Raw genomic sequence first — 12,170 nt, forward strand, 5'->3', positions numbered from 1 at the left:
GTTGTGCTCATGCGCATGCCGTCTCGGAGAGCAGCTCGCTCAGATGGCTGCGCATGCGATCCGTATCGGCTTCGACACCCGTCAGGAGTGTGAAGGTGTCAGAGGCTTGAGCCACCAGCATCTGGCCACCGTCGAGGACTCGACATCCGAGAGTAATTGCAGCGTCGAGCAATTCGGTGCGCATCGGCCGATAGACGATGTCCGCGACCCACAAGCCCGCGTGGAGCGCCGCGGGGTCGAACGGAGTTCCGGGATGGCCGACCATCCCGATCGGAGATGCGTTGACGACGCCGTCGCACGTCGTCAGGTTGACGGCGATCTCATCGATCGCCAAAGCCGTTGTGCGCGTGGCAGGAAAGGCCGAGGCGACGCGAGAACACACATCGGCAGCGCGATCGGGATCAATATCTGCGATGCGAAGATCCGTGGTACCGGCGGCGGCGAGTGCGTACGCCACGGCGGAACCCGCCCCTCCTGCCCCGGCAAGCACCACTCGGTCCAGGGCGGCGTCGGGCAAACCGCGCTGCAGTGCTGTGAGGAATCCACTGTGATCGGTGTTGTGGCCGATCAGAAGGCCGTTGTGGACGACAATCGTGTTGACAGCACCGAGCAGTCGGGCATTGTCGGACAGTTCGTCGAGTGCGTCCACGACAACCTGCTTGCACGGATGGGTGATGTTCAGTCCGGTGAAGCCGGCTGCGACGGCGCTCCGCACCACCTCGCCGGTCTTTTCGACCGAGACCGTCAGGTTCTCGAGGTCTACCAGTTCGTAGCTGTAATCGTCGAGTCCGAGTGCTGATGCTTCGTGCGAATGCAGCGCCGGCGAGAGGGAAGTCGAGATCCCGGCTCCGACAAGGCCGATTCGGTGACGTGTGAATTCGGTAGTCATGACATTCTCCTGCATAAGTGGGGACGGCCCCTCGCGGCAATTCAGCGCGAGGGGCCGGTCCGGTCAAGCGTTGTTGCTGGTGAGCTCCGAGTCCTGCTTGATTAGCAGGCTCGGCTTCGGTTGGCCCAGTTCAGCTGTGGGCGTGCGGTACGTTTCCGGTCCGGTCATTGCCGCGATGGCGGAGACGACGGCGAAGCCCAGGCACATCCAGGCAACCGGTGTCCAGTTGCTCTTGTCTCCGGCTGAAATCGCCTGAGCGATAGCCGGTGTGAAGCCGGCAACAAGGAGTCCGAGCATGAGGCTGACGGCCATTCCGGTGTATCGGACCTTCGCGGGAAACTGCTCCGGGAAGTACGCCGGGTACGTGCCGTTGGGCATCGCGTAGAAGATTCCGATCATGACGATTCCCGAAGCGAAGACCATGGGAACGCTTTGGGTTCCGATCGAATGGAAGAAGACGAAGATCATCAGGCCGGCTCCGATCGCGCCGACGACGAAAATGGGCTTGCGTCCGTAGCGATCCGAGAGGATGCCGAACAGCGGCTGAGTCAGTACGGCAACAAAATTGGCGGTCGCGATAGCCCACAGCATCGTGGAGCGTTCGAAGCCGGATTCGACGGCGTACGCCAGAGCGAAGACGTTGACGATGGTGTTGATCATCGCGAAGGTCGAGCTCATGCTGATGCGGATCACGGTGCGCCAGTGCGAGCGGAACATCTCGACGACGGGAATTCCGGCCGTCTCGTCCTGTTCCTTGAGTTCCTCGAATACCTCCGGCTCATCCAGGGCGCGACGTAGCCACAGCGCGACGACGGTCACGATGATGCTGAGCCAGAAGGGAACTCGCCAACCCCACGAGTAGAGGTCTTCGTCGGACAGGCTCGCCACTGGGATGAATACCAGGCTGGAGACGACGATGCCGAACATGATCCCGCTCATGGTGAACGAGGTGAAGAACGAACGACGGTGATCAGGTGCGTGTTCGAGCGTCAGTGCCGAAGAGCCGGGTGATTCACCGCCCGCAGAGAGCCCTTGAAGAAGGCGAAGCAAGACGAGAATGATCGGCGCGGCGATGCCGATCTGGTCGTAGGTCGGCAGGCAACCGACGATGACCGTCGCAACACCCATGAGGAGCAGGCAGGCGAGAAGCGCGTTCTTGCGTCCGTACCGATCGCCGAGGTGTCCCCAAAGCACCGCGCCGAGCGGGCGGGCGACGTAGGCGACACCTAAGGTGCTGATCGAGAGCAGGGTTGCCGTTGATCCGCCGCCGGGGAAGAAGATCTTGGGGAACACCAGCGCGGCCGCGGAGCCGTAGATGAAGAAGTCGTAGTACTCGAGGGTGCTGCCGAGGAAGCCCGAAACGGCGGCGCGGCGCGCGTTCGCATTCGGATGTTCCTCGGTCGAGTTCGTGGATCCGGTGGAGGTGATCGGAGGTGCCATGTGAAGTCCTTTCGTCCCGATGGGCCGGCCGTGGCGGCACGTTTGGAGATGCACCACGCATCGGTGACGTCCCTCACCTTTCGGCGGCTGAGACGACAGTGCCACGAAGGACTATGGCGCGTCCAACACTAAATGAGTCTCAGATAATGACGTTTTTGGTCTCAATCTCCGGCGTCGGCAGAATTTCCTCGGATGTCTCCAATGCGACGGCGAGCGCATCGGTCATGTGCCGCGGTGACCAGGCAATTCCGTGATTCATGAACGTCGGCTCGCCGGTGAGTGGGACGAACACACTGCCAGGTGGGGTGATAGCAGCCATACCGGACGTCATCAGCGCTACACCGACGCCGGCGGCAACGAGCATCAGGATCATGTACGGATCGGTGATCTCCTGAACCACGCGAGGCCTGAAGTCTGCGTTCATGCAGGCGCGCATCGCGGTTTCCTGGAGGGCCGAGCCGGCCGAGAGCGGGGTGGTCACGAATCCGTCGTCGGCCAATTCGCGGAGGTCGATCGCGTCTCTCTCTGCGAGGGGATGGTCGATCGGAAGCACAGCGCCGAATGCCTCTCGTCGGATGAGCCGGGTAGACAGTGATGCGGATTCCACGGGTAGTCCGACGAAGGCGAGATCGAGGGCGCCGCTCTCGAGTTGGATGACCGCGTCGCGCGTCATGATCCGGCCGAGGAGTGTCAGTTCGACTTCCGGATAACGCTGACGCAACGCGCGTGTCAGTGGCGGAAGTGCTTGATAGTTGAGCACTCCGGTGAACCCGATTGTGACTCGTCCGTAGACGCCTCCCGACGACGCACGCGTAGCGTGTCGTGCCGTCTCCATGTTCTCGATGACGCGATAGGCGTGGGGGAGAAAGGCATGTCCGCCGGATGTGAGTGCGACGCTGCGAGTGCTTCGTTCGAACAACTTGACGCCGATGTCCTTTTCGAGCTTTCGGATCATCTGGCTGAGCGGCGACTGGGCCATCTGGAGCCGTGATGCGGCCCGCCCGAAGTGAAGTTCTTCCGCAACCGCGACAAACGCGTGCAACCAGCGGGTTTCCATCGCCAAGGCCTCCAGGTATTTGACGTTGACAACAAACGCCATATATTCAGAATTTCTACACAGTGTGACGGCAATTATGCCTGTTTGCAACATAAATTGAGTGCATAGCGCACAGAAACTCAGGAGTGAATGCGATGCGGGGTTACCCAGAGGGTGTCACAGCGCTCGTTACCGGCGGTGCGAGCGGAATCGGCGCCGCCAGTGCAAAGCTGTTGACGGAGAGGGGAGTTCGGGTGGTAACGGCAGATCTTGCCGAAGGCGCGGACGAACAACTCGACGTGAGTGATCCGACAGCAGTCGATGCGCTTCGAACCAGGCTCGGCAGAGTCGACATCTTGATCAACAGTGCGGGAATCGTCGGACCATCAGCGCCACTCGTCGACGTCGACCTCGCGGCTTGGCAGCGTACGTTCCGCATCAACGTCGAAGGGACATTCCTGATGTGCCGGGCGTTCGTGCCGGGGATGGTTGCGTCGGGGTGGGGGAGGGTCGTCAACCTCGCAAGTATTGCGGCCAAGGACGGAAACCCGAATCAGAGTGCATATTCCGCGTCCAAAGCGGCCGTCGTCGCGCTGACGAAATCACTCGGCAAAGAGGTCGCCACCACCGGTGTGCTGGTCAACGCGATAGCTCCGGCGGCCGTGGAAAGTCCTATGAATGCCGGCACCGATCCGGCCATCCTCGCCCGTTCGCAGTCTTTGACGCCGATGGCGCGAATGGGGAGGGCCGACGAGATTGCCGAACTGATCTCCTGGCTGTCGTCGTCGGCGGTAAGTTACTCGACCGGCGCCGTGTACGACGCCAGCGGCGGCCGTGCAACATACTGAATTACCTTCTGGGAGAAATCGATCAGAACCGGAGCAGTGACTGCCACAGTTCGCGAGATGCGTCCTGGTACTCGAGCATGTGCGAGATCAGTTCGCGCAGTGGCTGTGTCGGTTCGAGTTCTTCCGGAAGGAGCGGATTGCGCACGATGACCGCGATCACCGCGCTGCCCAGAGCAAGTGATTCGCGGGCCGCCTCCTCGCGACTGATTGTCGCCAGGCGTGTTTGCGCCTGTGTGAGTGCTTCACGGGCCTCGGCGATGTCGGCCAACAGTGCTTCCGAGTTCCAGAGTGTGCGGATTGTCGAATCATCCTCGGGGGCAAGGTGAGCGATTTCCATGACGGCCGATTCGGGGGCGGCGCCGAGTCGGCGGAGAGTGCGGCGGGCGCTGTCCGTGCCGCCGAGGAGATTGTTCGGACGGACTGCGAGTGTGGGCTTCCACTCCTCGTAACCCGCCAGTCGCAGCGCTTGATCGTGCCGGCGGGCGGCAGTGCGGTCGCTTCGTTTGAGCCCCGAGTGCTCGACGGCGATCCAGGTGCCGTCCCAGGGGCGTATGCGATCGGTACGAGTTCGCCACCCCTCGACCTCGCTGTAGGTGGGGATGCCGTCCGGGTTGAGGACGTACGTTCCACGAGCGGTACGACGCAGTTTGTTCTCTCGGCACAGGCGGCCCGTTGCCACGCGAATGCTCGATGCGCTGACGCCGACGATCTCGCCGGCCCGGGTCAGCACAGCGGTGCTGAACTCGGTGTCCGGGCTCGCTGTTGCGAGGTCCAGCACAACTCGGGTTGCGGACATTCCTCGATCAGTTTGTAACAACTTTTGAACAACTCCTGACAAATTCTGTTACAAGTGGCATGGTGGGTACCGGGAAACCTTATCCGCGAGCAGTGAGGAAATATCGTGACCGACTCCGATCGACCAGGTGGCGATGTCTATGTGGAGCGTGACGGTGGCGTCACTGTCATCGTGATGAATCGCCCTGATCGCAAGAATGCGGTGGACGGGCCGATGGCGGCGCAGTTGCGTGATGCCTTCCTGGAATTCGAGTCGGACGAGAGTCAGAAGGTGGCAATTCTGTGGGGTGCGGGCGGCACATTTTGTGCCGGTGCGGATTTGACCGCAGTCTCCGACCCCGCGCGCGTGCACGAGTTGCATCCGGAAGGCGGCGGCACCGGCCCGATGGGGCCGAGTCGGTTGGTGTTGTCCAAACCGTTGATCGCCGCCGTCAGTGGATACGCAGTGGCCGGAGGGCTCGAGCTTTCATTGCTCGCGGACCTGAGGATCTGCGAGGAGGATTCCGTGTTCGGAGTCTTCTGCCGGCGCTGGGGAGTTCCTCTCATCGACGGCGGGACCGTGCGACTGCCGCGAATCGTCGGGCAGGGGCGAGCGCTCGACATGATCTTGACCGGTCGCCCGGTCGACGCTTCGGAGGCGTTGGCCTTCGGACTGGCCAATCGTGTTGTTCCAGTGGGGCAGTCACTCCAGGTAGCCAAGGAGCTTGCGCACCAGTTGTCCGCTTTCCCACAACTCTGCATGCTCGCGGATCGCGCATCGGCCTACCGATCTTTTGATCTACCACTTGCCGAAGCACTGCGCGCCGAGGGGGTCGCAGGAAATCCCATTGTCATCGCCGAAGGTGTGCGCGGCGCTGCTGCGTTCGCCGCGGGCGCCGGCCGGCACGGCCGATTCGAGAACAACCCGAATTCGAACGAGGAAACTGAACCATGATGCCCGTAACCCGAGATCTGATCGCCCGTGGTGCGCGACAGCACGGACCGCGAACAGCCGTCGTCTTCGGCGATCGATCGATGACGTTCACGGAAGTGGACGAACTCAGCAGCCGATTGGCGCATACATTCATCGCGCTCGGTATCGGGCGTGGCGCACGGGTTGCGTTGCTGGTCAACAACTCTCTTGCCAGCGTGCCTGTCGATTTTGCGTGTGTCAAAGCCGGCATCAACAGGGTTCCGCTCAACTCGCGACTCTCGCTCGACGAGCACGCACGAATGCTCGAGGACACCGACACCTCGCACGTCGTTTTCGGTACTGACCTTGCCGGCCGAGCTGCTGAACTGTCCGCCAGGTTCCCGGATCGGACGTTCGTCGGGCTGGAAACAGGTGCGGAGGGGCAGCTTTCGCTGTTGGATCGAGCACAGGGCATGTCTTCGGCCACTCCGGACGTCGAGGTAGATCCCGACGACGTGATCCTGACGCTGTTCACTTCCGGGACCACGGGAACGCTGAAGGCCGCGCAGCACACTCAGCGCAGCTACGCCGGAATCTGCCGCAATGTTCTGCTCAATCTGCTTCCGGCGACTCAGGACGACACGATGTTGCACGCAGCATCACTGATTCACGCCAGCGGTGTCTTCGTGCTTCCATTCTGGCTCCGTGGCGGTAAGACCGTCATCCTTCCCGGTTTCGACCCGTCGACCTTCTTGGACTCGATAACCGAGCATCGGGCTACGGCAATCAATCTGGTGCCGACGATGATTCAGATGCTCCTCGAACGCCCTGATTTTGCGAGCGCAGACATCTCGAGTCTGAAATCCGTGATCTACGGTGCGTCGCCGATGCCGCTGGCCACCATCGAACGGGCGATGCAGGCGTGGGGGCAACACCGTTTTCTCCAGTACTACGGGCAGACCGAGGCACCGCTGTGTATTGCAGTCTTACGGCCCGAAGATCACACGGAAGATCGCCTGCTGTCCTGTGGTCAGCCGGCCATCGACGTCGAGATCAGGCTGCTCGACGGCGAGGGAAACGAAGTGCCCCAGGGAGAACCGGGTGAAATCGTGATCCGCTCGCCATCGGCGATCGCCGGATACTTCAATGCACCGGAACTGAATGCGGACACCTTCACCGAAGACGGCTGGGTTCACACCCGTGACATCGGTCAGTTCGACGCCGAAGGATTCTTGTTCTTGAAGGACCGAGCTTCGGACATGATCATCAGCGGCGGATACAACGTCTACCCCCGTGAAGTCGAGGATGCACTCCTGACGCATCCGTCTGTCCGTGAGGTCGCCGTGGTGGGTACCGCCGACGCCAAGTGGGTGGAGGCGGTCACGGCTGTGGTGGTGCTCGAGGACGGGACCGTCGAAAACGACGTACTGCAAGCATCATTGGTCGCGCACGTCGGCGAGCGACTGGCGTCGTACAAGAAGCCGCGTCGGGTTGTTTTCGCAGAATCCATACCGAAGACGGCCGTCGGCAAGCTCAATCGGAAGGCGCTGCGAGACGAACTCCGCGACGCTATCTAACTCCGCGAGTGCGGAATTGAACGCTGATTCTCGGCCCGAGGGCCCGCGCACTCTTCGGGACACAGTGTTCCCACGTGCGTTGGCAGGATCCGCCCATGACGAGTAGATCTCCGTGTCCGAGATTGAAGCGGATGGATTCGCCGCCCCCACGAGGGCGCAATAGGAGCGGGCGAGCCGCACCGAGAGACAGGATGGCCACCATCGTGTCCTCGGTGCGACTTCGTCCCGTATCGTCCCCGTGCCAGGCAACGCTGTCGGAACCGTCGCGATAGAAACAGAGACCCGACGTGGCGAATGGTTCACCGAGTTCGTCGAAGTAGTGACTGCTCAGCGCGTCTTTGGCTTCGGTGAGAAGTGCGTCCGGCAGTGGTTGATTCTCTGCGTAGAAACACACCAGACGAGGGACGTCGACAACGCGGTCGTACATCTGACGCCGTTCGGAACGCCACGGCACCGTAGCTTCCAGATTGTCGAACACGGCCTCCGATCCGGTCAGCCAGGCCGGGCGATGGTCGACCCATGCGCCGGCGGTGAGAATACGTCGCTGCACCGTGCCGTCGAGATCGGCCAAAGAAACGCCGAGGTCACCGTTGTCGAACAGAGACGGTTGCATCGTGGCGGGCATAGGCTCCACCGTACACCGAAATCGAACATATGTTCCCATGAATTTTGATTGCAGTGCTGGACGGCTGTTCATCCTTGCTGGGTGATGTCCGTCGGCGTGAACCTTTGAATACTGTTCTCACGCTATTTCGCCGAAGAAGGGGACGTCATGACTGCTCCGCACCAATCTCATGCGAACCATCCTGTCCGACAGGGCTTTGCCATCGGGACCACGGTGGCGGCAGCCTGCCTGCTCTTCGTCGCGGGAATCGTCGCGTTGCTGCAGGGCATCGCGGCTCTCGCAGACAACGACCTGCTGATCGTCGGAGTCAATTACACCTTCGAATTCGATGTCACGACATGGGGTTGGATCCACATCGTGCTCGGAATCATCGGCATCGCGGTGTCGCTGGGATTGTTCGTCGGCATGGCGTGGGCCCGCGGGATGGCATTCGTCATCGCGGCACTTTCGATCGTGGCGAATTTCCTGTGGATGCCGTACTACCCGCTGTGGTCGATCGTGATCATCGCCCTCGACGTCGCTGTGATCTGGGCCGTCGCGACCTGGCGACCTGACGAGGTGTGATCCTCTGACCGAAGTGAGTGGTTCACCTGCGGTAGGTGAACCACTCACTTCGCTGTGTCCGGGCCTCCACGGTTGGCCTCATCCCTACGCGGCGTCAGCGCCGTTTCGGTGACTCGCGATCCTGGTTCTCGCGCGGACGCATGTCCTTCGTCGATCGGTGTGGGAAGCCATGGATCATCGAGCAAGAGATCCAGCAGATCACTACCGTTGCGATTCCGAGTCCGATCGACGCGAATGGTTCCTGCGTAGCCAGCCAGACGCTCAGTCCGATTGCCGTCCCGACGATCAGAATCAGGATGGTGTCGAGTCGTGTCGTTTGCATCGAAATCATCGCCTGGCACAGATAGTTTCTGGCGGCCCGCTGGTTTTGGCGGCCCGCCGCCCGGCGAGTGACAGCCGGGGGCAGACCTTGCGCGGCTGACCCCTCGCTCTGGAAATCGCCGCCGCAAGTGATCAATACCCGCGAAATTCGTCTGCGAAACTCTTGGCAGGCAGAACAGGACCTTTGGCCGGTCAGATCGATTCCGCGCGGTTGGCCGCCTCGATGAATCGGGACCAGAACGGTACGCGGACGCTAATGGGAGAGAGTGTCTTTCGGCCCTGTCCGAGGGGGAACTCATTGGCGAGATATTCGAGGAGGTTTGCCCCGTAGTAGACGATGTCGGTCTGCCACACGGAGATCACCGGCGATCCCGAGGGGGAGGGTGCGGCGGGCGTGAAGCGGTGAGCGAAGATCGGGACAAGGCGCGGCCACGCTCCGATCTGTTGACGCACGATTGTGGTGACGTCCTCGGGTGAGGCGGGCATTCTGCCCCACGATGCCGGCCAGAACGGTGGTTGTTGATGCAGTGCATCCCAAATGAAACCTTCGGTGACTTTATCTAGCCAAGTACCCAACTCGAGGTCGTCGGCGCTACGCCAGTTCGGCCAACGGTCGCCAAGTGGTAACGCAGTGGCAAGAAGGCTGCGGTGGTCTGGGTTGAAGTGAAATCCAAAGCGTTTGTGGACGGATTCGAACTCTGCGTCGGTCAGACCCTCGCTGAGTTCGATCCCGGCCCCGTTGAGCAGTGCCGCTGCCTCGCGCCCGACGTGCTTCATTTCAGGAGTCTTGCAGATGCCACGTCCAGAACGGCAACGATGCTCTGGTCGATCACCGCACAATCGCCCGGCCGGCCTGTTGGTCGAACCTACGTTGAGGTTGTACATACTAGTTGTTACAGTCGATTGGTGAACTCAAAGGACCAGCTGACGGGTGCGATGGCAGAGCTGTTGTGGGAGCGCGGCTATGCAGCGACGAGCCCACGCGACGTGATGACACGTGCCGGGGTTGGCCAGGGCAGCATGTATCACCATTTCAGTGGAAAGCACGAACTCGCGGTAGAGGCGCTGTCTGCAGTTACCCGAGAAATGACGGGCGAGTCATCTCCGTTGGGTGGAGAAGGCTCGCCCCTCGAACAGATGAAGCGCTACCTCTCATTGCCGCGGCCGGGTACTCGGGGGTGCCGGGTGGGTCGGATGACCCAGGACCCGGAAGTGGTCACGGATGCAGAACTGATCGCAGTTGTTGCGAATGCCTTCGACACCATGCTGAACCATTGGGAGCGGGCGATCACTGCCGCGATTGCTGCAGGAGAACTTCCGACGAGCATCGTCCCGGCGGATCTCGCGCGAACGCTGGCAGCCGTCCTGCAGGGCGGCTATGTACTTGCCCGCGCGCAGGGTGAACAGGGCCCGATGGACGCGGCGGTTCGTGGAGCCATTTCCCTGCTCGACGCCGCCCAGTCCGCTCTCTGCACCGATCACTGACCAACTCGAGAAAGAGAAATCAATGTCCGTTCGTATCGGAATCAACGGCTTCGGCCGTATCGGTCGCAGCTACCTGCGGGCTGCGCTAAGCAGCGATGCAGATGTCGAGATCGTCGCGATCAACGACATCGCCGACGCCGCAACCCTCGCTTCGCTCCTGGAGTGGGACTCGGTGTCCGGTCATCTGGACGGCGTCGAGGTCGACGGGGACGCGATTCTCGTTGCAGGAAAGCGCATTCGCGTCACCTCTGAGCGCGAGCCGTCCCTCATCCCCTGGAGAGTCGAACGCGTCGATGTCGTCATAGAGTCGACCGGCAGATTCACGGACTCGGTCAACGCTCGCCAACACCTGACAGCGGGAGCGCGAAAGGTGATCATTTCGGCTCCCGCCGACAGTGATGTCCCTGCAGTTGTACTCGGAGTAAACGACGACGTCCTCGACATGTCGGAGGACGTATTCTCGAACGGATCCTGCACGACCAACTGCCTCGCACCGATGGTTAAGGTGCTGCACGAGGCGTTCGGCATCGAGTCCGGACTGATGACGACGATCCACGCCTACACCAGCGACCAGCGCCTCCACGATGCTCCTCACAGCGATCTCCGGCGCGCTCGTGCCGCGGCATTGTCTACGATCCCGACTTCCTCCGGCGCCGCCGCCACCATCGGGCGGATCATCCCAGAGCTGGACGGAAAATTGACCGGACTCTCGCTGCGCGTCCCCGTGCCAGTCGGTTCTATCACCGACCTCACTGCCCATCTCTCACGACCGGCGACTGTCGTGGAGATCAACGAAGCGTTTCGCGTCGCATCGCAGACTCCCGAACTCTCGTCTTACCTTGCCTATTCGGAGGCGCCACTTGTCTCTGCCGACATAGTCGGCAATCCCCACTCGGCAATCTTCGATGCGCCCCTCACACAGGTCGTCGGCGAACAAGTGAAGGTTTTCGCCTGGTACGACAACGAGTGGGGATTCTCGAACCGGCTCGTCGAGCTTTCGCAGCGGGTTGGCCCATAGCGACCAGACGCAGGGGCGGAAGGCTTCGGTCGTGGAGGCTGTGCGACGGAAACTCATTTCCCATGGGGGACCCTCGTATGGACCGCACTGGTGCGTGGTGCCCGCAATGATTGGCCGCGATGTGCCCTCACCTGTGGCAGAGGGCGCTGGGTTGTCGAGCGAGTCCGCCATCGTTGCCGTAGATCGGTTGCCGGTGATCTCACCGTACTAGTCGGAAGGTGGTCTGGGCTCGAGGAAATCGGGAGGTGCGGCTGCCGCCGACCCGCATCAGATCGGGACGCAGTCGATGTACTGTGAGCCATGCCGACCCTGCTTCGACGTGCATTCAAGATCGGCGCGGTAGCGCTGGCAACGATTGTGGTGGCGGCCTACCTGTATGCGGCCTTCACTTATCGCAGCGCTGATGTCTTTGCGCCGCCAGGGCGCATCGAGGCTCTCGGCCGGACCTACCTGATCAGCAATTTCCCGCCGCGCACTCGTGAAGATCTCGAACAGCGATTCGCGCAGGGCCATCGTGAGCAGTACACCTTGGAACAAGTGAGTTCCGTATTTCCGTGGCGCGCTGTCTACCAGTGGCAGAACGACCAGATCCGCGGCCAGGCGACGTCGAGCGCGTACCTGAAATGGGGCGAGACGTACATCAGCTATTCGCTTTCGGGTGGCCCGTGATTCTGCGGGAC

At 61.6% G+C, this 12,170-nt stretch carries 14 protein-coding genes; 7 read left to right on the forward strand and 7 right to left on the reverse strand.

Annotated elements, in window-relative coordinates:
• Positions 1-7: 7 nt before the first annotated feature.
• The 3 genes from ATN37_RS27880 to ATN37_RS27890 form a co-directional block, all read right to left on the reverse strand.
• Positions 8-889 (reverse strand): shikimate dehydrogenase, encoded by an 882-nt coding sequence (locus ATN37_RS27880; protein WP_218695878.1) that lies wholly within the window; start codon positions 887-889, stop codon positions 8-10.
• 63 nt (positions 890-952) lie between these two features.
• Positions 953-2,329, reverse strand: a complete 1,377-nt coding sequence (locus tag ATN37_RS27885) for an MFS transporter (protein ID WP_218695879.1) — start codon at positions 2,327-2,329, stop codon at positions 953-955.
• A 139-nt stretch (positions 2,330-2,468) separates the two neighbouring features.
• Complete coding sequence (locus ATN37_RS27890) at positions 2,469-3,386, reverse strand: LysR family transcriptional regulator (protein WP_020970528.1); 918 nt, start codon at positions 3,384-3,386, stop codon at positions 2,469-2,471.
• A gap of 134 nt (positions 3,387-3,520) precedes the next feature.
• Between ATN37_RS27890 and ATN37_RS27895 the strand changes: the two genes are divergently transcribed.
• Positions 3,521-4,213, forward strand: coding sequence for an SDR family NAD(P)-dependent oxidoreductase (locus ATN37_RS27895; RefSeq protein ID WP_218695882.1), 693 nt, complete (start codon positions 3,521-3,523; stop codon positions 4,211-4,213).
• 22 nt (positions 4,214-4,235) lie between these two features.
• On the opposite strand, the gene ATN37_RS27900 is transcribed toward ATN37_RS27895, so the two are convergent.
• The gene (locus ATN37_RS27900) at positions 4,236-5,009 is read right to left on the reverse strand and encodes a hypothetical protein (protein WP_054188890.1); all 774 of its coding nucleotides are present in this window, start codon (positions 5,007-5,009) and stop codon (positions 4,236-4,238) included.
• 105 nt (positions 5,010-5,114) lie between these two features.
• On the opposite strand from ATN37_RS27900, the gene ATN37_RS27905 reads away from it, so the two are divergent.
• Complete coding sequence (locus tag ATN37_RS27905) at positions 5,115-5,942, forward strand: crotonase/enoyl-CoA hydratase family protein (protein ID WP_003939849.1); 828 nt, start codon at positions 5,115-5,117, stop codon at positions 5,940-5,942.
• Complete coding sequence (locus ATN37_RS27910; protein ID WP_058037803.1) at positions 5,939-7,477, forward strand: AMP-binding protein; 1,539 nt, start codon at positions 5,939-5,941, stop codon at positions 7,475-7,477. Before ATN37_RS27905 ends, ATN37_RS27910 begins: the two co-directional genes overlap by 4 nt.
• Here the strand turns inward: ATN37_RS27910 and ATN37_RS27915 are convergent.
• A complete protein-coding gene (locus ATN37_RS27915) occupies positions 7,470-8,102 on the reverse strand; it encodes an alpha-ketoglutarate-dependent dioxygenase AlkB (protein ID WP_054188888.1) in 633 nt (210 codons plus the stop codon). The two genes, ATN37_RS27910 and ATN37_RS27915, sit on opposite strands and share 8 nt — an antisense overlap.
• Before the next feature lie 147 nt (positions 8,103-8,249).
• On the opposite strand from ATN37_RS27915, the gene ATN37_RS27920 reads away from it, so the two are divergent.
• Positions 8,250-8,666, forward strand: coding sequence for a hypothetical protein (locus ATN37_RS27920; protein WP_007733561.1), 417 nt, complete (start codon positions 8,250-8,252; stop codon positions 8,664-8,666).
• A gap of 94 nt (positions 8,667-8,760) precedes the next feature.
• On the opposite strand, the gene ATN37_RS27925 is transcribed toward ATN37_RS27920, so the two are convergent.
• A complete protein-coding gene (locus ATN37_RS27925; protein WP_020970523.1) occupies positions 8,761-8,988 on the reverse strand; it encodes a hypothetical protein in 228 nt (75 codons plus the stop codon).
• A 191-nt stretch (positions 8,989-9,179) separates the two neighbouring features.
• Positions 9,180-9,764 carry a hypothetical protein gene (locus tag ATN37_RS27930; RefSeq protein WP_218695884.1) on the reverse strand — a complete coding sequence of 195 codons (585 nt, stop codon included), beginning with the start codon at positions 9,762-9,764 and terminating at the stop codon, positions 9,180-9,182.
• Positions 9,765-9,893: 129 nt separating this feature from the next.
• On the opposite strand from ATN37_RS27930, the gene ATN37_RS27935 reads away from it, so the two are divergent.
• The 3 genes from ATN37_RS27935 to ATN37_RS27945 all read left to right on the forward strand — a co-directional run bounded on the left by ATN37_RS27935 (position 9,894) and on the right by ATN37_RS27945 (position 12,159).
• Complete coding sequence (locus tag ATN37_RS27935) at positions 9,894-10,472, forward strand: TetR/AcrR family transcriptional regulator (protein ID WP_054188886.1); 579 nt, start codon at positions 9,894-9,896, stop codon at positions 10,470-10,472.
• A 22-nt stretch (positions 10,473-10,494) separates the two neighbouring features.
• Positions 10,495-11,490, forward strand: a complete 996-nt coding sequence (gap, locus tag ATN37_RS27940) for a type I glyceraldehyde-3-phosphate dehydrogenase (RefSeq protein ID WP_218695886.1) — start codon at positions 10,495-10,497, stop codon at positions 11,488-11,490.
• A gap of 300 nt (positions 11,491-11,790) precedes the next feature.
• On the forward strand, positions 11,791-12,159 hold the full coding sequence (locus tag ATN37_RS27945; protein WP_042451261.1) for a hypothetical protein: 369 nt from the start codon (positions 11,791-11,793) through the stop codon (positions 12,157-12,159).
• The last annotated feature ends 11 nt before the right edge of the window (positions 12,160-12,170 follow it).

Origin of the sequence: Rhodococcus sp. MH15 (assembly GCF_019266045.1) — a bacterium.
GTDB classification, from domain to species: Bacteria; Actinomycetota; Actinomycetes; order Mycobacteriales; family Mycobacteriaceae; genus Rhodococcus_F; species Rhodococcus_F qingshengii.